Source organism: Enterobacter sp. BNK-18, from assembly GCF_047456135.1.
Classification (GTDB): Bacteria; Pseudomonadota; Gammaproteobacteria; order Enterobacterales; family Enterobacteriaceae; genus Enterobacter; species Enterobacter ludwigii.
Map to the genome: position 1 here is coordinate 2147566 of NZ_CP179899.1, position 19340 is coordinate 2166905.

Consider the following 19340-nt stretch of genomic DNA (forward strand, 5'->3'; position numbering starts at 1 on the left):
CTCATACACTGAATCTGATAAACGCTAACCGGCCAATCTGTCAGTAATACTAACTTAGGCCGTAAGATACTGATGATATTCGCCATAACGAATTTATTGTAATGTCTGTTTATCATCTTCAATGAAGCGTTTTTTCACACAGACAGGAAAACGGGAATCATGATAAAGCTGATTGGCATGATGGATTCTCCTTATGTACGCCGCGTGGCGGTCTCCCTGGAACTTTATGGCGTTGCGTTTGAAAGCCAGCCGTTGTCCGTATTCAGCACGTTTGAGGAATTTTCCCGGATTAACCCCGCGGTAAAAGCGCCAACGCTGGTTCTGGAGAATGGAACACGTCTGATGGACTCGTCCCTCATACTGAATTATTTTGAGGCTCAGGCCGCGCCTGAACGGAGACTCCTGCCCGTGACGCCGGATGCACTGGCGAACGATCTCCAGACGCTGGGCTTTATCCTCGCCGCCGCGGAGAAAGCTGTGCAAAATGTGTACGAACACAACCTGCGCCCGGCGGAGAAACAACATAATCCGTGGATAGAACGTATTACCGTCCAGCTGCTGGCTGCCTGTCGGGAATGGAACGCGCTGCTGGAAGCACGCCCGGAAAACGCGGTGGCCGATCAGGTTGCTGTTACCAGTACGGTTATCTGGACATTTATTCAGTCAATGATCCCTCACGTCGTTAACGCCGGGGATTTTAAAAGAATTCAGGCGGTAGCCGACGTTTTCGAAAACCAGGCGGCATTTAAAAAATACCCTTTTAGTTAACGCTTCGCTCGGCGTGTTATGGGGCTTTTCAGCCCTTTTTCTGCCGCACGGGAATATTATCCTCATCTAAAAGAATCATATTTCTTTATTTATTCTTATATGTAACCCAATGGAAAATATGAGAAACATTTCAATATAAAGCAATCTTATGACGTCACAAGGTATCGTTATTCATCAGGATATTATTGAGAACCAGCGGTCAGGAAATTAAACGGTTTCAATAAAAAAGCCTGCTTTAATTGCAGGCTTGTGCTTCTTGTCGACGGGGACGGGTGCTATAAGGGGCTTAAATCTGATAATCAATCGCCACTTCTTCTGGCTCCATCACCTGACGTTTAATCTCCTCCACGGACAGCCCGGCGTTGCAGAGTTCGATAAAGCGCCACACATAGTTGCGCTGCAGTTGTCCACGCTTCAGGCCGAGCCATACGGTATTGGCATCAAAGAGATGACGCGTATCCAGTCGTACCAGGTTCTCCGTCTCGCGTTCACCACCGGACTGTTCCGCCACCAGACCAATGCCCAGCCCCAGCTCGACGTAGGTTTTGATTACATCAGAGTCCTGTGCACTCAGCACCACATCCGGCGTTAAGCCTTTGCGGTTAAAGGCTTCATCAATGCGCGAGCGTCCGGTAATACCCTGCCGGTAGGTAATCAGTGGCCATTTCGCGATATCTTCCAGCGTCAGGGGCGTGACCTGATTCAGCGGATGGTCGACGGGAAGTAACAGACTGTGGTACCAGCGAAACCACGGGAAAGCCACCAGCAGCGGGTCGTTGCTCAACCGTTCACTGGCAATGCCGATATCTGCCCCACCGTTTTGTAACAGCACGTCAATTTCCTGCGGTGTGCCCTGGATAAGCTCCAGACGGACGTCAGGGAAAAGTTCACGGAAGGCTTTAATCACCGGCGGCAGGCTGTAACGCGCCTGGGTGTGGGTGGTGGCGATAGTGAGGACGCCCGAGGCGTCATTGGTAAAGAGATCCGCCAGGCGACGCACATTGCTGGCCTCGTTGAGGATCCGCTCAGCGATGGTCAGCAAGGCTTTTCCCGGCTCCGTCATGCCAAGCAGACGCTTGCCGCGACGGATAAAAATCTCTATCCCCAGTTCTTCTTCCAGCTCGCGGATATGGCGACTGACGCCGGACTGAGAGGTATAAAGCATATTGGCGACCTCGGTCAGGTTGTAGTCCCGCCTGGCCGCCTCACGGATAATTTTAAGTTGCTGGAAATTCACGATTCACTCCGGCGCATCTGACATAACGCTATTGTTAGAGTCAGCCGACCTGCAGAACAAATAATAAAAACCAGCATCTTATGCTTTTATGGAATATCAACTCACCAGCTGCAGCTCACGGTTCTCCAGAGACGGTTTGCTGACCAGCGACATCAGAATCTCTTTTACCGCCTGCGCCTGAGGTGACAGCGATCCGCGCGCGGACATATTCAGCGACAGCGGTAAGCTCATCGAAGGCGTGGTGATGCGCGCCATCCAGCCGTTTGCCGCGCTGCACAGCGAACGTGCTGCGGATTCAGGCAGGACGGTCACACCCATACCGCTGGCTATAGCGGCGGTTAGCGTGGAGATGGAATCAATTTCACCGATAATTTTTGCCGTCAGGCGGCGCAGGGAGAACGCTTCATCCACACGCACGCGCACCGCGCTGTAGTCACGTGGCAGGAAAAGATTCATTTCTGCTACGGCCGTCAGATCGACGCTCTGCCCCGGACAGTCGCGGGTGCCCACAAGGTAGAGATCTTCTTTCAACAGCGGCTGGCTGGTGATCCCGGCCACCGGTGAGCGGTCGTACAGCACCGCCATATCCAGCTGGCCGCTAAGAAGTTTGTCATTCAGCACAGAACCGCTGTTCTCATGCAGGTAAACCAGTACTTCTGGCAGCTCTGCGCGGACGGCCTGCAGCAGCGGCATGGTAATAGAGGACGCGGCCGTTCCCGGAGCCAGCCCAATGGATACGTGGCCGCTCAGCGTCTGGCCCACGTTATTCACCGCCAGCTGCGCCTGTTCGCACTGGCGAAGGATGGTGCGCGCATGGGTATAAAGGATTTTGCCTGCTTCCGTTGGCGTCACGCCACGTTTGGTGCGGATCAACAGCTGCTGATCCATCTCGCCTTCCAGAGTAGCCACCTGCTGGCTCAGCGCAGGCTGCGCGATATGCAGCACTTCCGCCGCTTGAGTCAGGCTGCCGATATCGACGATTTTTACGAAGTATTTCAGTCGTCTTAAGTTCATTTTGCCCCCTGTTCGAAATGCTGTGCCGGTACTGGCTTTTCATTGTTGATAGGGTTTTGCAATATGAATGCCAGTTTTACGAAGAGGTCTGATTTGTCGCTAAGCGGCTGAAAATAAGGAAAGCTAATCATAAGCAGCGGTTTTATTACTGAAACAGCAGTTTATGATCTGCCCCATTAGGGGTATGTGCGCACCATTACGGTGCATTCCGGCGTCAAAAACGCCATTTTGCTGATTTTGTCAGCAAACGATCAAAAGGCGTTGATCCACCCTTTGACAAGGCCGGCTGACGTCGATAATATGCGCCCCGTTCACACGATTCCTCTGTAGTTCAGTCGGTAGAACGGCGGACTGTTAATCCGTATGTCACTGGTTCGAGTCCAGTCAGAGGAGCCAAATTTGAAAAGCCTGCTTTTATAGCAGGCTTTTTGCTTTTCTGGGGCAGGTAAAATTGCCCTCAGTTGCCGAGCTTAACCGGCATCCCTGACCGACGTTCCAGTTCCGCGCCCGCCCCCTCGTTGACAAGCTCGGTTCGCAGCGAGGCAGATATCGGCAAAGGCACTTTCCGGGTCGATTCAAATTCCGCCCGGTTCCGTGATAGCGGCTCGTGCACCTCTACCCAGCGGCTGCCGTCCGGCTCTGTCGTCACTTTAACGGGCTGATCGATAAGCTGCACACGGGTGCCTACCGAGACGTTATCGAAAAGATATTTAATGTCGTTATTGCGCAGACGAATACACCCCTGGCTCACCCGCAGTCCGATGCCAAAATTGGAGTTTGTCCCGTGAATGGCATACAGCCTGCCAATATAAATCGCATACAGTCCCATTGGGTTATCGGGCCCGGCGGGCACGAATGCAGGCAGCGTTTTCCCCTCTGCCGCATAGGCACGGCGCGTATTCGGCGTAGGAGACCAGGTGGGGCCTTCCTGCTTACGCTCTACCGCTGTGACCCAGTTTCGCGGGGTTTCGCGCCCGGCCTGACCAATGCCGATGGGTAACACTTCAACAGTGTTGCTTCCCGGTGGGTAATAGTAGAGGCGCATTTCTGCCGCATTAACGATAATTCCCTCGCGGACGGTGTCAGGCAAAATCAGCTGCTGGGGTATCACCAGTTGCGTACCGGATTTAGGCAAAAAAGGATCCACGCCCGGGTTCGCTTCCAGCATATTGCTCAGACCCTGCCCGTATTGCGCGGCAAACGCTTCGAGCGGTAGCGTATTGTGATCCGGCACGGTAATGGTTTGCGAAGTGCCCACCAGCCGACTGCCTGTCGGCGGTAAAGGATAACTTACCGCCTGAACGCTCTGGCTGATAAGTAATGCAGCAAGACAACTCAACACATTTATACGACACATATTCCCTTCCTCAGTCGCACCTTGATTTGCTAAGCATAGCGTAGCCGCTTTGCATTACCCATCAGGAAATAAAATCAGTTTGCACACGCGCCCTGGCGCGGTAGTCTCATACGTTCCGTTTATATGACGGTGGCTATGTGAGTGACCTTTTCTTATACCAATAATTAGAAATACGTGCAGACAGGACAACTATGGACTCCACTCTCACCTCCACACATCCCAACGAGGAGACACCTTCGCTCAATCGTGCCCGCCGCGCAGCCCTCGGCAGCTTCGCGGGTGCCGTCGTCGACTGGTATGATTTTCTGCTTTACGGCATTACTGCCGCGCTGGTGTTTAACCGCGAATTCTTCCCCCAGATTAGCCCGGCAATGGGTACGCTCGCCGCGTTTGCTACCTTTGGCGTCGGCTTCCTGTTTCGTCCACTGGGCGGAGTGATCTTCGGCCACTTCGGTGACCGTCTCGGTCGCAAACGCATGCTGATGCTCACCGTCTGGATGATGGGCATCGCCACCGCGCTGATTGGCGTTCTCCCTTCATTTTCCACCATTGGCTGGTGGGCGCCGGTGCTGCTGGTTACGCTGCGCGCCATTCAGGGCTTCGCGGTAGGCGGCGAATGGGGTGGCGCGGCGCTGTTATCCGTTGAGAGTGCCCCGAAGAACAAGAAAGCGTTTTACAGCAGTGGCGTGCAGGTGGGCTATGGCGTAGGTCTGCTGCTCTCCACCGGGCTGGTGTCGCTGATGAGCCACTTCACCACCGATGAACAATTCCTGAGCTGGGGCTGGCGCATTCCGTTTATCTTCAGCATCGTGCTGGTTGTCGCTGCCCTGTGGATCCGCAACGGCATGGAGGAATCTGCTGAGTTCGAACAACAGCGGCAAGAACCGCCCGTTGCCAGAAAACGACTGCCGGTGATGGAAGCGCTTGTCCGGCATCCTGGCGCTTTTCTGAAAATTATCGCCCTGCGCCTGTGCGAACTGCTGACGATGTATATCGTGACCGCATTTGCCCTCAATTATTCAACGCAAAATCTCGGTCTGCCCCGCGAGCTGTTCCTGAACATTGGCCTGCTGGTCGGCGGGATCAGCTGCCTGACTATCCCCTGCTTCGCCTGCCTGGCGGACAGGTTTGGTCGCCGTCGCGTCTATATCACCGGGGCGCTGATTGGCACCCTCAGCGCCTGGCCGTTCTTCATGGCGCTGGAGGCACAGTCGATCTTCTGGATTGTCTTCTTTGCCATCATGCTCGCTAACATCGCCCACGATATGGTGGTCTGCGTGCAGCAGCCCATGTTTACCGAACTGTTCGGGGCGAGCTATCGCTACAGCGGCGCGGGCGTAGGCTATCAGGTGGCAAGCGTGGTCGGCGGCGGGTTTACGCCATTTATTGCCGCCGCGCTGGTGACCTTCTCCGGCGGCAACTGGCACAGTGTGGCACTTTATCTGCTGGCCGGTTGCCTGCTGTCAGCGGCGACGGCGCTCTTGATGAAAGAGACGAGCCACACCTGATCTCACTTTTGTTTCACAGGCGTGTGACATACTATCGGGTAGAGTCGCACACCTGTGGAACAAGGAGACAGAGATGAATAATAAGGGCTCCAGCCTGACCCCGGCTCAGGCACTGGAAAAACTCGATGCACTGTATGAACAGTCCGTCAACGCGCTGCGCAGCGCCATCAGTGAGTATATTGAAACAGGGAAACTCCCCGACGAAAAGGCCAGAAGTAAGGGCCTTTTTGTTTATCCATCGCTTTCCGTCACCTGGGACGGCAGCGCGACTAACACGCCGAAAACGCGCGCCTACGCACGCTTTACCCACTCCGGCTGCTACAGCACCACCGTCACCCGCCCTGCACTGTTCCGCCCTTATCTTGAAGAGCAACTCACGCTGTTGTATCAGGATTACGGTGCGCACATTGCCGTTGCACCTTCACAGCATGAGATCCCGTATCCGTATGTGATTGACGGTTCGGCATTAACCCTTGACCGCTCCATGAGCGCGGGGCTGACGCGCCATTTCCCGACCACCGAGCTGTCGCAGATTGGCGATGAGACGGCGGATGGTATCTACCACCCGGCAGAATTTTCACCGCTGTCGCACTTTGATGCCCGCCGCGTGGATTTCTCTCTGGCGCGCCTGCGCCACTATACCGGGACGCCCGTCGACCATTTCCAGCCCTTTGTACTGTTTACCAACTACACCCGCTATGTCGACGAGTTTGTCCGTTGGGGCTGTAGCCAGATCCTCGACCCGGAGAGCCCTTACATCGCGCTGTCCTGCGCCGGCGGGATCTGGATCACCGCGGAAACCGAGGCACCCGAGCAGGCCATCTCCGACCTGGCGTGGAAAAAACACCAGATGCCTGCCTGGCACCTGATCACCGCTGACGGCCAGGGGATCACCTTAATTAACATCGGGGTTGGTCCGTCAAATGCCAAAACCATCTGCGACCATCTGGCGGTATTGCGTCCGGACGTGTGGCTGATGATTGGACACTGCGGTGGCCTGCGTGAAAGCCAACTGATTGGCGACTACGTGCTGGCCCACGCCTATCTGCGTGATGACCATGTGCTTGACGCTGTGCTTCCACCGGATATTCCTATCCCGAGCATCGCCGAAGTGCAGCGTGCGCTGTATGACGCCACCAAAGAGGTGAGCGGTATGCCGGGTGAAGAGGTTAAACAGCGTCTGCGTACCGGTACGGTAGTGACGACGGATGACCGCAACTGGGAGCTGCGTTACTCCGCCTCCGCGCTGCGTTTCAACCTCAGCCGTGCCGTCGCGATTGATATGGAAAGCGCCACCATCGCCGCACAGGGATATCGCTTCCGCGTCCCTTACGGCACGCTGCTGTGCGTTTCCGACAAACCGCTGCACGGCGAAATTAAGCTTCCGGGTCAGGCCAACCGTTTCTATGAAGGGGCAATCTCCGAACATCTGCAAATCGGCATTCGCGCCATTGATTTGCTGCGTGCGGAAGGTGACAGGCTGCATTCCCGTAAATTACGTACCTTCAACGAGCCGCCATTCCGCTAACCAGAACAAGGAATAACCATGCACACCCCATCGCGCTTATCGGCCCTGCGCCGATGGCTACAGGAAAACAATCTTGATGGCATGATCGTGCCGCGCGCGGATGCCTGGCAGAGTGAGTACTGCGCGCCGTACGATGAAAAGCTGGCCTGGCTGACGGGCTTTGATGGCTCCGCAGGTCTGGCGCTGATACTGAAAAACACAGCGCTGCTGTTTGTCGATGGCCGCTATCAGGTTCAGGCTCGCCTTCAGGTCAATATGGATGAAATTGAAATCCACCATCTGCACAATGAACCGCTGGCCGAATGGCTCACAGCCAACGTCGGGTCTGGCATGCGTATTGGGTTTGAAGCACTGCTGATGACCAATACGGAGTTCGGGCAGCTGTCTGCAACACCCTGTGAACTGGTTCCGCTCAGTCAGTCGCCGTTTGATACCTTATGGCACGATCGCCCTGCCGCGCCGGCGGGACGTATTCGAGAAATGCCGGTGGAGGTCAGTGGCGAAAGCAGCCTCGCCAAACGCCAGCGCGTTGCCGCCGTGCTGGTCGCACACGATGCCGATTATCTGGCCGTGACTCTGCCGGATAACATCGCCTGGCTGTTGAACGTGCGTGGCGCCGACATCCCATCCAGTCCTGTTCCCCTCTCCTTTGCCCTTCTTGACCGTGACGGTAGCGTGGAGTGGTTTGTTAACGACAATAAGCTCAGCGAGCTACCCGAGAGCGTGAGAAACGCGTTCAGGATTGCGCCACAGGATGCCTTTATCGAACGCTGCCAGCGCCTGTCACAAGGTAAGCGGGTGATGGTAGATGCCGATTCCGCGCCGGTCGCCCTGCGCTTTGCCATTGAGCCAGAGGGCGAAATAGTCTGGCGAACCGATCCCATCACTCTGATGAAAGCCACTAAAAACCCGGTCGAACTTGCCGGGTATCGCGAGTGTCATCACCAGGACGGTGCTGCCTGGGTGAATTTCCTGGCCTGGCTAAGCCGTGAAGTCCCCCTACGTGAGGCGGCGGGAAAACCGCTGACGGAGCTGGAAGCGCAGGCGCAGCAGCTTGCGTTCCGTAAACAGCAGCCTGGATTTATTGAGCAAAGTTTTGCCACCATCTCCGCCTCCTCCAGTAATGCGGCGATGTGCCACTATCACTCAAGCGAAGCCAGCAATAAGCCCATCGGTCATCATCATTTTTACCTTAATGATTCCGGCGGTCAGTACCATAACGGCACCACTGACGCCACGCGTACGCTGGCATGGGGTAGCGTGCCGCCACAGCAGAAGTTGCACTACACCGCCGTACTGAGAGGGTTCCTGTCGTTGATAACCTTACCGTTCCCCTCCGGCAGCCAGGGCCATCAGCTTGATGCCTTCGCGCGTCGCCCGTTGTGGGAAATGGGGCTGGATTACGATCACGGGACAGGGCATGGCGTAGGACATCAGTTGCTTATCCATGAGAACCCGCATCGTCTCGCCAAAAAGGTTAACCCGTGGCCCCTGGTGGCCGGCACCATCATGACTATCGAGCCTGGATATTATCTGGCGGACAGCCATGGGATCCGCATTGAAAACCAGGTGGAGATTGTCGAAAGCCGTCCGGGATTCTGCACGTTTTCCTCACTGACGCTGATCCCGATCGACCTGAGCCAGGTCGAGTTACAGCTGTTGAACGAACAGGAAAAACAGTGGCTGGATGAGTATCATCAGCAGGTGCGTGATGCCCTGTTACCGTTGGTCGACAGCGACGCGCGGCAATGGTTGCTTGAGGCGACGATGCCGGTTGGGGTTAACCACTAGAAATATCAGGTGGATGCCGGGCGGCGGTTTCGCCTGACCCGGCTGTAAGCCCGTCGCATCGGACTTTTTCAGAACGCAGAAAAGCAAAAAGCCTGCTATAAAAGCAGGCTTTTTAAATTTGGCTCCTCTGACTGGACTCGAACCAGTGACATACGGATTAACAGTCCGCCGTTCTACCGACTGAACTACAGAGGAATCGTGTGAACGGGGCGCATATTATCGATGCTCCCCGATGATGTCAAAGGCAGAATGCATATTTCTGACTGTTTGCCGAATTATTCTCCACTTCGCGCATTTGTCAGGCATTCTGTAGATTCTGTGGTCGTCGGTTCCTGTTTTATTCGCGGGTATTTCCAGAGCCAGCGCCCACTGACCATACGCCAGTAGAACAACGCCCCACGCACCGCCCAGTCAAGGAACATCCCCAGCCAGACGCCGACTACCCCCATGCCAAGCATGACCCCGAGCGTGTAACCCACCACCACGCGGCAACCCCACATGCCGAGCATCGACACCCACATCGCGAAGCGTGCATCGCGTGCCCCTTTCAGCCCGGCAGGCAGAACCCATGAAGCCGCCCAGATGGGCATAAAGGCCGCATTCAGCCAGATCAGGATCTTAACGACCTCTTTGACATCATCTTCGTGGGTATAAAAAGAGGCCATAAGCCCGGCAAAGGGGGCGCTTCCCCAGGCGATCAGCGTCAGGCCAATGGTTGACAGCCAGAAGACGTGCCGCAACTGCCGTTCCGCCTGCCCTATCTGCCCTTTCCCCAGCCGTTTACCGGTAATGATGGTCGACGCCGAACCGAGGGCGTTGCCCGGTAGGTTTATCAGGGAGGCGATGGAGAAGGCAATAAAGTTACCGGCGATAACGTCAGTCCCCATCCCGGCGACAAACATTTGCGTTAGCAGCTTGCCCCCGTTAAACAACACGGATTCAATACTGGCGGGAATACCAATTCCCATCACTTCCCAGATAATGGCGAAGTTAAAGGGGCGGAAATAGCTCTTCAGCGTAAGGCGCAGTGACGGCGTGATCCCCGCCATCAGCACCCCAAGAATGGCGGCCGCACCGATATAACGTGAAATCGTTAACCCCAGCCCGGCACCCACGAACCCGAGCCCGTCCCAGGAGAAGACGCCGTAGATCAGCACGCTGCTAATAATGATATTCAGGATGTTCATCCCGCCGTTTATCAGCAACGGAATTTTGGTGTTGCCCGCCCCGCGCAGCGCGCCGCTGCCAATCAGCGCGATGGCTGCAGCCGGATAACTCAGGACCGTCATTTCCAGGTAGGTCAGCGCCAGGTCTTTAACTTCATTTGTGGCCTCACCGGCGACAAAATCGATAATTTCCCTGCCGAAATAGTGGATCACCGCCGCCAGCACGATCGAGAAAATGGTCATGATCATCAGCGACTGTCGGGCAGCCTCGCGCGCACGTTTAGGATCGAGCTTACCGAGGCTAAAGGCGACGACAACCGTCGTCCCGAGGTCAATGGCGGCAAAAAAAGAAATAACCACCATGTTAAAGCTGTCCGCCAGCCCGACACCGGCCATCGCCTCTTTACCCAGCCAGCTGACCAGGAAGGTACTCAGCACCCCCATCAACAGAACGCAGGTGTTTTCCAGGAAAATAGGCACGGCAAGGGGGGTGATTTCACGCCAGAACAGAACACGATAGCTTTTACGCTTTGCATACCATGGCGTGCGCATAATCGCCTGGCGTAGGGGGGCAGTGACGTTCAAAATGGACCTTAACGAGAAAGTTGAAACTCCATTTCAAATGATGGGGGAGAAATGCTAAACCTGCAAAGTATTTTCCATAAAAAGATGTGTGGATTTACAACAAACTGTCGACAGAATCATCAATCGATCGCTAATCGCTAAGATCAGGTTTGACAAAACTTTTTTCGCCGCTAAGATAAGCCTCCACAACGATTCCTCTGTAGTTCAGTCGGTAGAACGGCGGACTGTTAATCCGTATGTCACTGGTTCGAGTCCAGTCAGAGGAGCCAAATTTAAAAAGCCTGCTTTTATAGCAGGCTTTTTGCTTTGCTGATGAGGGAAAATGAACGCTCTGTTTGTCTACGGCACGCTACGTCCGGGTCACGCGAATGCACATATTCTTGAAAACATCGGTGGCGAATGGCAGGCCGGTTTTGTCACCGGGACGTTTTACGAACATGGCTGGGGCGCGGCGGCAGATTTTCCGGGAATAGTGCTGCACCCGGACGGCCCATGCGTGGAGGGCTTTCTGTTTATCTCTGATAGCCTGAGTGCACACTGGCCAATGCTGGACGAATTTGAAGACGGCTACGATCGGGTTGAGGTCAATGTGACCACGCCGGATGGAAAACAGGTCAACGCCTGGATTTATCAGCTACAGCCGCGTACTGCGTAATAAAAAAGGCTCTCTGTCACCAGAGAGCCTTTTTTGTATTCATCGGCGATTACTCGCTTTTGGCTTCACCGTTTTTGATTTCGCCCATTACTTTCAGTTTCTTGGAGATATCACGGCGTTCTTTAGACAGCTCAGCGTTTTTGATGATGTAGTCATCAACGCGGTCTTCGTAGTCGCTCTTCATGCTGGCGATGATGCCCTGAATAGCCTCAACGCTCATGCCTGGCTTGATGTAGTCGCTCAGGTTATCGAGCAGCAGGACACGTTTCTGGTTGTCACGGATCTTCTTCTCAACGTCCTGGATTTCACGCTGCAGTTTGTTTTTGCGGCGGAACAGGCGGACGAATTCCAGAACATCCTGGAACGAAGGCTTGGTAGTTTCCATTTTTACACCCCTGATAATGTGAGATTCGGATTCGTTAAAGCAACCGTTGTAACAATAACCTTACTGACAGCGGCTGCGAATGACAATGAGTATATCGTTTAAAGCTATCATAACCCCAATTGATGCTGAATCGAAGCAGCAGGCGTCACATATGGAGATAGCTGCTCTTTATTTGCGCAGCGCCCGGCAAATGAGATGCGACAGTAGCTCCAGCTGCCGCGCCAGCTCCATGCTCAGCCAGACATAACCATGAATAGGCGTTTCCGCAACTTTATCGCTCTGACGCTCATTCATTAACTGCTTCAGCTCCGCAACGATCTCATTCAGACGTTCACTGTTCGCCAGGATGGGCTGCGGGTTACCTTCATAAAGCGCGTGGGCGATGGTGAGCAGCGTTTGCTGCGTCATCTGCTGCGTCTCTTTTAAGGTATGGGCGTTGAGCATTAAAAGGTGACTGGGACGAGAAGCCCAGTGCGCGTTGATTTGCAGCTCAAGCATGCATACCAGATTGCGGCTTACCGTCTGAATGGCTTCAAAAATGGATTTCTGGATATGGGTTTCTTTGCTGGCCGGGGTAATCAGCCCGCGCATCCTGACCACATCGTTGAGGATCGTTTGCAGATGTTTTTCCAGCCGGGGACGTTCAACCAGGTTAGGGGAAAATCCGGCCTGATAGACACGGTTGAACGCGGTGACATAGTTAGCCATCTGAATACGCCAGTGCAGAAAAGCACGCTGTGGCCAGATGCCGGTAAAGAGCATAGCCAGCAGTGAGCCGAGGATCACGTCCCCGCTTCGCCACAGGGCGGTCGTCATATCTCCTGCCGGTGCACCGACCACCACCGACAGCGTGATACCAATCAGCAGCGCCTGATAGGGCCTTTTGCCTAAAGCCAGCCAGCCGCAAAGGAACATCGCGGCACCGCACCAGATCAACATAACCGGAAACGAGATAAGCTCAAGCTTCAGCGCGATAAGCCCCAGGGCAGAGCCTAAAACGGTACCGCCAATGCGCTCGAAGGCGCGTGGAACAACGTTCCCCCAGAACGAAATAGGCCCCATCACGACCACCAGCGTGATAAGCGGCCATGTTCCCTCAGGAACATCCAGCAAACGAACCAGCACAAACGTCAACACAAAGGCCAGCGCGATACGGCACCCATGTACCACGCGGTAGTGTTTGTACAGACGAATTTCAAAAGGGGTTAATGATTTGTCGGGACGCACACCCGCTCTCCAGCTACAGGGCAAATCACAATTGTACTGTGTTTTCAGCCGGGCGGATCACACCCGGCTGAAAAACCCTGTAATAACCAGGCTTAACCGGCTTTGTGCTCTACACCAATATACATTTCGATGTCCCAGTAACCGTCCGCGTTACCATCATTAAGGTAGCGCTCAAAGCAGGGTTTAGGGGCCATCTGGTAGCTGTTGTCCTGCAAGAGGGAATTAAAGAACTGGTTCCATGGGGTCGCGAAGTCATGGTTTTCAACGCGCGCCGTCGCCACCGCATACTCTCCAGCGGCGATTTCCGTCATCATGACGCCTTCGCTGTTTTCAGGAATGACAAAATCGTCCGGTACCGTTACGGCCGTGTCACAGCGCAATTTTTCTGCCGGGACCTCGTCCGGATTATCGTAGTAAACCGCAACCCACTCCAGCGGCTGAATGTGACGTCCATCCACCCACATGACTAACTGTTCGAAGCCCTGTTTTACCGTTTTGTCCCACGGCCCGACCAGATGAAAGCCGGCGATTTTACGTTTCTGTTGCTGCTTGATGCTGTAGTCCATGCTGCCTCCTTTTATTACTGTATATTTATACACTATAAAGCAGGTTTTAACTGTTCAGCAAACGAGGAGTGTTTATTATGTGAGCAGACTCGCAACCGCGCCAGTCTGCTCATGAGCTTTAACGCAGGCCGTTACAGCGTGTGATGCAGATAATCGCTCAGACGGGAGAAGAGGCCGCCTTTATTCACCGCTTCGAGCGTCACCAGCGGCCAGTGCGCCACGACTTTGTCACGATCGTAAAGCTGGATTTCCCCTACCCGCTGATGAGCCGCAATCGGCGCTTCCAGCTCTTTTTTATCCAGCACGTACTTGGCTTTGATGTTAGGAACTTCTGTTTTAGGCAAGGCCAGCCAGAAATCCTGGTCGGTGCCCAGTTCCACCTGCTCTTTATCGCCGTACCAGATACGCTCTGTTCCCACTTTTTTGCCGTTATGCAGGATCTGCACCGTATCAAAGTTCTGCTGCCCCCAGTGCAGCAGCTTCCGGGCCTGTTCCTCACGCCCTTTCGGGCTGTCAGCGCCCATCACCACCGCGATTAAACGACGCTGACCGTCAACCGCTGACGCAATCAGGTTAAAGCCCGCTCCCGACGTGTGCCCCGTTTTCAGGCCATCAACGTTCATGGTTTTATCCCACAGCAGGCCGTTACGGTTTTGTTGGGTGATCCCGTTCCAGGTAAGGCTCTTTTCGCTGTACATGTGGTAGAACTCTGGCTCGCCGTGAATGATAGCCCGGGAGAGCACGGCCAGGTCATAGGCAGAGCTGTGCTGGCCCGGCGCGTCCAGACCGTGGACGGTTTCAAAGTGGGTATCGCGCAGATTCAGCTTTTGTACATAGTCGTTCATCATCTTCACAAACTGCGGCTGACCACCCGCTACGTGATCCGCCAGCGCCACGCAGGCGTCGTTACCGGAATCCACAATCAGACCACGGCTCAGGTCGCGCACCGAGACGCGATCGCCCTCTTTCAGGAACATCAGCGACGATCCTTCAAACACCGGGTTCCCTTTTGCCCACGCGTCGCGGCCAACGGTAACGATGTCATCCGGGGTAATGCGGTGGCTGTCGATGGCCCGATCGACAACGTAACCCGTCATCAGCTTGGTAAGGCTCGCCGGATTACGTTGTTGATGTTCGTTGCCCGCCGTTAAGATCTGACCAGTCGTGTAATCCATTAGCACCCAGGAGCCCGCCTGAATGGCCGGAGGCTGCGGCGAAAAATCCAGCGGATCGGCCGCGAAGGCAGAAGAGACACTCGAAGCGAGTAAAGAAACAGCAATAAACAGACGGCGTTTCAACGGTATATCCTCAGGTCATTAAAAATCGATGACCTTTTTACGGGAGTTCTCTTGTCGTTACCTGGCTTAATTGCAAAAAAATGTGACAGAAAGCAGATTTTACGCTGAAGCGGCCTCGCAAATTTGCACGGTGATGGCGCTTTTTATTCGGACTGACCTGCACGATCGTTTACCATAGAGACGTCATTTTTTAACAGGATGGTATTACTGGTGTCTGATTCAGCCGCGCGCCCTACATTTTTGTTCCACGACTACGAAACCTTTGGCACCCACCCGGCGCTGGACAGACCGGCACAGTTTGCGGCCATCCGTACCGACGACGAATTCAACATCATTGGCGAGCCTGAGGTCTTTTACTGTAAGCCGGCCGATGACTACCTGCCCCAGCCCGGCGCGGTAATGGTCACCGGGATCACCCCACAGGAAGCCCGGGACAAAGGCGTGAACGAGGCCGCATTCGCCCGGCGCATTCACGACCTCTTCACCGTCCCGAATACCTGCGTGGTCGGTTACAACAACATCCGTTTCGATGACGAAGTGACGCGCAATATCTTCTACCGCAACTTCTACGATCCTTATGCCTGGAGCTGGCAGAACCGCAACTCGCGCTGGGATTTGCTCGACATTATGCGTGCCTGCTATGCGCTGCGCCCGGAAGGCATCAACTGGCCTGAGAATGATGAAGGGCTGCCGAGCTTCAGACTGGAACACCTGACGCGCGCAAACGGTATTGAGCACAGCAATGCCCACGATGCGATGGCCGATGTCTACGCCACCATTGCTATGGCAAAGCTGGTGAAAACCGCTCAGCCGCGGCTGTTTGACTATCTGCTGAGCCACCGCAGCAAGCAGAAACTCACCACGCTGATTGATGTGCCGCAGATGAAACCGCTGGTACATATCTCCGGTATGTTTGGCGCCTGGCGCGGCAATACCAGTTGGGTCGCACCGCTGGCCTGGCATCCGGATAACCGTAATGCCGTGATTATGGTGGATTTAGCCGGTGATATTACACCGCTGCTCGATCTCGACAGCGATACGCTGCGCGAACGGCTCTACACCCCAAAAGATGAACTCGGCGATCTGCCCGCGGTGCCGGTCAAACTGGTCCATATCAATAAATGTCCGGTCCTGGCCCAGGCCAATACTCTGCGCGCAGAGGATGCCGACAGGCTGGGGATTAACCGTCAGCGTTGCCTGGATAACCTCAAGGTGCTGCGTGAAAACCCGCAGGTGCGTGAGAAAGCGGTGGCGATCTTTGCCGAAGCCGAACCCTTTGTTCCGTCAGACAACGTCGATGCGCAGCTGTACAACGGCTTTTTCAGCGACGCAGACCGTGCGGCAATGAATATTGTTCTGCAAAACGAACCGCGTAACTTACCCGCGCTGGATATTACCTTCGCGGACGCACGTATCGAAAAACTGATGTTTAATTATCGCGCGCGCAACTATCCTGGCACGCTGGATGAAACCGAACAGGCGCGCTGGCTTCAGCATCGTCGTCATGTGTTTACACCGGAGTTTCTGCAGAGCTACGCGCAGGAGCTGGAGATGCTGTATAGCCAGTATGAAGGAAATGCTGAAAAGCAGGCGCTGTTAAAAGCGCTGTATCAGTATGCGCAGGAAATCGTCTGACAGATTTTGGGCGAAAAAAAACCGGAGGCGATGGTCTCCGGTTTTTTTTCTTAGCTCTTACGCAACGTCTTCGTACTGAGGAACCGGGTTACGGAAGCTCTTCGTGACGCACGCCAGGTAAACCAGGCCGATACCCGCCCAAATCAGGCCAAGCACCATGGAACTCTCTTCCAGGTTAACCCACAGCGCACCCACGGTCAGCGCACCACACATCGGCAGGAACAGATACTGGAAGTGATCTTTCAGCGTTTTATTACGCTTTTCACGGATCCAGAACTGAGAAATAACCGACAGGTTAACAAAGGTGAACGCCACCAGCGCACCGAAGTTAATCAGCGCAGTTGCCATCACCAGGTCAAAGTTAATCGCCAGCAGAGCAATAGCGCCGACCAGGATGATGTTCATCGCCGGCGTACGCCAGGTTGGGTGAACGTAGCCGAAGAAGCTTTTCGGGAATACGCCGTCACGACCCATTACGTACATCAGACGTGCAACGCCTGCGTGCGCGGCCATGCCGGATGCCAGTACCGTGATGGTGGAGAAGATCAACGCGCCAACCTGGAACGCTTTACCCGCCACGTAGAGCATAATTTCTGGCTGAGAGGCATCCGGATCCTTAAAGCGAGAGATATCCGGGAAGTACAGCTGCAGGAAGTAGGTCGCAAAGATAAAGATCAGACCACCAATCAGCGCCGTCAGGAAGATAGCACGCGGGATAACACGCTCTGCGTCCTTGGTCTCTTCAGACAGGTTGCTGATGCCGTCAAAACCGGTAAAGGAGAAGCACAGAATGGTTGCCCCGGTAATCATCGGGATCACATGCGCATCACCAGACCAGAACGGCTTGCTGCTCGCCAGGGTACCTGCGCCTTCACCGTGGAAGACACCAAAGATAACCATGCCCAGAATCACGGCAATCAGGATGACCTGAAGCACAACAATAACGGAGTTAAAGTTCGCAACGGACTTGATGCTGCGCAGGTTAAACGCCGTCATAAAGGCCACCAGCGCCACGACGAACATCCACGAAGGGATCGACGGCACCAGTGCTTCAAAATAAATTTTAGCCAGCAGAATGTTGATCATCGGCGCGAACAGATAGTCGAGCAGCGAAGACCAGCCCACCATAAAGCCAACGGTCGGGCTGATGGATTTCTGGGCGTAGGTGTAGGCGGAACCGGCAGACGGATAGCGACGGACCAGTTTACCGTAGCTCAGCGCGGTAAAGAGGATCGCAATCAGTGCGAAGGCGTAAGCCGTCGGCACATGACCGTCTGTGAGGCCTGATACGATACCGAATGTATCGAACAGCGTCATTGGCTGCATATAGGCAAGGCCCATCATAACAACCGGAACTAACGTAAGGGTTTTACGTAATTCCACGCGAGAGGTGTTTGGAGTTGCGTTATGCGACATAGTTATTCTCCTTTACGGTGATAACCGCCACGTAAGCGAAAAATTGCCCCATTTCTGTATTCCTCAGCGACAACAACTGTCGGATTTTAGTAAATATCTATCCGGTACGAAGCCCGGCCTCTTGGTTTTTAGTTTCGTTTCATACGTGCAAAAAAAAATAACCGACGCCTTTTATATCGTCGATTATTCATTTGGTTGCAGCGGCGCATTTTGCCCCACATCGGATACAAAAGGCAATACTTTGCAACGCCCGGGGCGATTTTCTTTTTTCTAACTGGCTGATTTCTCGACGCTGCTTTGCGAGTAAACGGCAGCAATAGCACTATTTGCTAAAATTTCGTCCCGCCACCAGGCACTTGCCAGCCCCGCAGTTTGTTCATTCCAGCCGACCCACACCGATTCATTGCTGCTTTGTGCAAGCACCTGTTTTTCAACAAGCGCACCGCTGTCTAAAAACCGCTGCGCCAGATAGCGGGGTAAATAGCCGCACCCCAGGCCACTGATTTGCAGCTCCAGCTTGGTTTTATAGTCGAACACCGTGATCGCCTCCTGCTCATCAAGCAACTGCGTGGAGGCCGCACAGTCGGGACGCGAGCTGTCACCGACCACAATGGCGCGGTAGCCTTTAATCGTGCGCCGGTTAAGGGGTTCCGGCTCCTGCGCGAGCGGATGGTGTGGCGCGACGGCGAAAACCTGCTCCAGCACACCCAGCCGGGCGAAACCGAAATCGCTTAACTGGGGCGGTTCATGCAGCGCACCGACAAAAATATCGGCCCTGCCCTGAGTTAAGGCATCCCATGAATCGCCCAGCACGCCATTAATGAAGATTAACCGGGTTACGCTGTGGTGCTGATAGAACGCCTCAATCAGCGGCGTCAGAAGAGAAAACGGAAAAGTATCATCAACGCCGATGACCAGTTCGTTCTCCCATCCCTGGTGCAGTTTGACGGCCTGTTTTTCCAGTTCGCGAACGGTATGCAGGACGTCGCGCCCCTTCTCCAGCAGCATCTGCCCGGTACGGGTAAAACGGGCGCGGTGGCCAGAGCGATCGAGGATCTGGATATTAAGATCGCTTTCCAGTTTATGAACGGTATAGCTCAGCGCCGACGGGGTTTTGAAGAGCTTTGCCGAAGCAGCGGCAAAGCTCCCCTCTTTTTCCAGTGCATCCAGAATAATAAGAACATCCAGCAGCGGTTTCATGTTC

17 protein-coding genes and 3 tRNA genes are annotated in these 19340 nt (G+C 54.5%); 8 read left to right on the top strand and 12 right to left on the bottom strand.

Translation table 11 applies throughout. The features are described 5' to 3' along the window. Positions 1–159 precede the first annotated feature (159 nt). A complete protein-coding gene (locus tag ACMGG3_RS10460; RefSeq protein ID WP_106504309.1) occupies positions 160–768 on the top strand; it encodes a glutathione S-transferase family protein in 609 nt (202 codons plus the stop codon). Positions 769–1054: 286 nt separating this feature from the next. Here the strand turns inward: ACMGG3_RS10460 and cbl are convergent, their stop codons facing one another. Next, entirely contained in the window at positions 1055–2005 is a 951-nt protein-coding gene (cbl, locus tag ACMGG3_RS10465; RefSeq protein WP_138614287.1) for an HTH-type transcriptional regulator Cbl, read from the bottom strand. 96 nt (positions 2006–2101) lie between these two features. Next, complete coding sequence (gene nac / locus ACMGG3_RS10470) at positions 2102–3019, bottom strand: nitrogen assimilation transcriptional regulator NAC (RefSeq protein ID WP_014170773.1); 918 nt, start codon at positions 3017–3019, stop codon at positions 2102–2104. A 320-nt stretch (positions 3020–3339) separates the two neighbouring features. On the opposite strand from nac, the gene ACMGG3_RS10475 reads away from it, so the two are divergent. After that, a tRNA-Asn gene (locus ACMGG3_RS10475) sits at positions 3340–3415 on the top strand. A 61-nt stretch (positions 3416–3476) separates the two neighbouring features. On the opposite strand, the gene ldtA is transcribed toward ACMGG3_RS10475, so the two are convergent. After that, positions 3477–4376, bottom strand: a complete 900-nt coding sequence (gene ldtA, locus ACMGG3_RS10480; RefSeq protein ID WP_414149875.1) for a L,D-transpeptidase — start codon at positions 4374–4376, stop codon at positions 3477–3479. Positions 4377–4567: 191 nt separating this feature from the next. Here ldtA and shiA point away from each other — a divergent pair, with 191 nt between their 5' ends. The 3 genes from shiA to ACMGG3_RS10495 all read left to right on the top strand — a co-directional run bounded on the left by shiA (position 4568) and on the right by ACMGG3_RS10495 (position 9203). Further along, positions 4568–5884 (top strand): shikimate transporter, encoded by a 1317-nt coding sequence (shiA, locus tag ACMGG3_RS10485; protein ID WP_414149876.1) that lies wholly within the window; start codon positions 4568–4570, stop codon positions 5882–5884. Positions 5885–5957: 73 nt separating this feature from the next. Further along, on the top strand, positions 5958–7412 hold the full coding sequence (locus tag ACMGG3_RS10490) for an AMP nucleosidase (RefSeq protein ID WP_113656044.1): 1455 nt from the start codon (positions 5958–5960) through the stop codon (positions 7410–7412). An 18-nt stretch (positions 7413–7430) separates the two neighbouring features. Continuing rightward, entirely contained in the window at positions 7431–9203 is a 1773-nt protein-coding gene (locus ACMGG3_RS10495) for an aminopeptidase P family protein (protein ID WP_414149877.1), read from the top strand. Between the two features lie 119 nt (positions 9204–9322). Here the strand turns inward: ACMGG3_RS10495 and ACMGG3_RS10500 are convergent. Both ACMGG3_RS10500 and emmdR read right to left on the bottom strand, forming a co-directional pair. Beyond that, positions 9323–9398, bottom strand: a tRNA-Asn gene (locus ACMGG3_RS10500). A gap of 80 nt (positions 9399–9478) precedes the next feature. After that, the gene (emmdR, locus tag ACMGG3_RS10505; RefSeq protein WP_071605454.1) at positions 9479–10954 is read right to left on the bottom strand and encodes a multidrug efflux MATE transporter EmmdR; all 1476 of its coding nucleotides are present in this window, start codon (positions 10952–10954) and stop codon (positions 9479–9481) included. Positions 10955–11147: 193 nt separating this feature from the next. Here emmdR and ACMGG3_RS10510 point away from each other — a divergent pair. Together ACMGG3_RS10510 and ACMGG3_RS10515 are read left to right on the top strand one after the other, a co-directional pair. Beyond that, positions 11148–11223 (top strand) — tRNA-Asn (locus tag ACMGG3_RS10510). A gap of 53 nt (positions 11224–11276) precedes the next feature. After that, on the top strand, positions 11277–11609 hold the full coding sequence (locus ACMGG3_RS10515; RefSeq protein WP_279256292.1) for a gamma-glutamylcyclotransferase family protein: 333 nt from the start codon (positions 11277–11279) through the stop codon (positions 11607–11609). Between the two features lie 49 nt (positions 11610–11658). Here ACMGG3_RS10515 and ACMGG3_RS10520 read toward each other — a convergent pair whose 3' ends face one another. From ACMGG3_RS10520 to dacD, 4 genes are all read right to left on the bottom strand, one after another. Continuing rightward, positions 11659–11994 (bottom strand): DUF496 family protein, encoded by a 336-nt coding sequence (locus tag ACMGG3_RS10520; protein ID WP_008499467.1) that lies wholly within the window; start codon positions 11992–11994, stop codon positions 11659–11661. A gap of 168 nt (positions 11995–12162) precedes the next feature. Beyond that, positions 12163–13221 (bottom strand): FUSC family protein, encoded by a 1059-nt coding sequence (locus ACMGG3_RS10525; protein ID WP_414149878.1) that lies wholly within the window; start codon positions 13219–13221, stop codon positions 12163–12165. A gap of 92 nt (positions 13222–13313) precedes the next feature. Next, positions 13314–13787: a DNA gyrase inhibitor SbmC gene (sbmC, locus tag ACMGG3_RS10530; RefSeq protein WP_032678501.1), complete on the bottom strand. Its 474-nt coding sequence runs from the start codon at positions 13785–13787 to the stop codon at positions 13314–13316. A gap of 131 nt (positions 13788–13918) precedes the next feature. Next, on the bottom strand, positions 13919–15085 hold the full coding sequence (dacD, locus tag ACMGG3_RS10535; RefSeq protein WP_014170783.1) for a serine-type D-Ala-D-Ala carboxypeptidase DacD: 1167 nt from the start codon (positions 15083–15085) through the stop codon (positions 13919–13921). A gap of 198 nt (positions 15086–15283) precedes the next feature. Between dacD and sbcB the strand changes: the two genes are divergently transcribed. Next, complete coding sequence (sbcB, locus tag ACMGG3_RS10540) at positions 15284–16720, top strand: exodeoxyribonuclease I (RefSeq protein ID WP_414149879.1); 1437 nt, start codon at positions 15284–15286, stop codon at positions 16718–16720. 57 nt (positions 16721–16777) lie between these two features. Here sbcB and plaP read toward each other — a convergent pair whose 3' ends face one another. From plaP to ACMGG3_RS10555, 3 genes are all read right to left on the bottom strand, one after another. After that, positions 16778–18136: a putrescine/proton symporter PlaP gene (gene plaP / locus ACMGG3_RS10545; protein ID WP_014170786.1), complete on the bottom strand. Its 1359-nt coding sequence runs from the start codon at positions 18134–18136 to the stop codon at positions 16778–16780. Continuing rightward, on the bottom strand, positions 18126–18188 hold the full coding sequence (gene yoeI / locus ACMGG3_RS10550; RefSeq protein ID WP_099458931.1) for a membrane protein YoeI: 63 nt from the start codon (positions 18186–18188) through the stop codon (positions 18126–18128). Before yoeI ends, plaP begins: the two co-directional genes overlap by 11 nt. Before the next feature lie 218 nt (positions 18189–18406). Then, a complete protein-coding gene (locus ACMGG3_RS10555) occupies positions 18407–19336 on the bottom strand; it encodes a LysR substrate-binding domain-containing protein (RefSeq protein ID WP_014170787.1) in 930 nt (309 codons plus the stop codon). Between the last annotated feature and the right edge of the window lie 4 nt (positions 19337–19340).

What these genes read in the sequence shown, in the direction of transcription:
- ACMGG3_RS10460 (WP_106504309.1), top strand. Translation starts at nt 160, where the DNA reads ATGATAAAGCTGATTGGCATGATGGATTCTCCTTATGTACGCCGCGTG.
- nac (WP_014170773.1), bottom strand. Translation starts at nt 3,019, where the DNA reads ATGAACTTAAGACGACTGAAATACTTCGTAAAAATCGTCGATATCGGC.
- ldtA (WP_414149875.1), bottom strand. Translation starts at nt 4,376, where the DNA reads ATGTGTCGTATAAATGTGTTGAGTTGTCTTGCTGCATTACTTATCAGC.
- shiA (WP_414149876.1), top strand. Translation starts at nt 4,568, where the DNA reads ATGGACTCCACTCTCACCTCCACACATCCCAACGAGGAGACACCTTCG.
- ACMGG3_RS10490 (WP_113656044.1), top strand. Translation starts at nt 5,958, where the DNA reads ATGAATAATAAGGGCTCCAGCCTGACCCCGGCTCAGGCACTGGAAAAA.
- ACMGG3_RS10495 (WP_414149877.1), top strand. Translation starts at nt 7,431, where the DNA reads ATGCACACCCCATCGCGCTTATCGGCCCTGCGCCGATGGCTACAGGAA.
- ACMGG3_RS10515 (WP_279256292.1), top strand. Translation starts at nt 11,277, where the DNA reads ATGAACGCTCTGTTTGTCTACGGCACGCTACGTCCGGGTCACGCGAAT.
- ACMGG3_RS10520 (WP_008499467.1), bottom strand. Translation starts at nt 11,994, where the DNA reads ATGGAAACTACCAAGCCTTCGTTCCAGGATGTTCTGGAATTCGTCCGC.
- sbmC (WP_032678501.1), bottom strand. Translation starts at nt 13,787, where the DNA reads ATGGACTACAGCATCAAGCAGCAACAGAAACGTAAAATCGCCGGCTTT.
- sbcB (WP_414149879.1), top strand. Translation starts at nt 15,284, where the DNA reads ATGGTATTACTGGTGTCTGATTCAGCCGCGCGCCCTACATTTTTGTTC.
- plaP (WP_014170786.1), bottom strand. Translation starts at nt 18,136, where the DNA reads ATGTCGCATAACGCAACTCCAAACACCTCTCGCGTGGAATTACGTAAA.
- ACMGG3_RS10555 (WP_014170787.1), bottom strand. Translation starts at nt 19,336, where the DNA reads ATGAAACCGCTGCTGGATGTTCTTATTATTCTGGATGCACTGGAAAAA.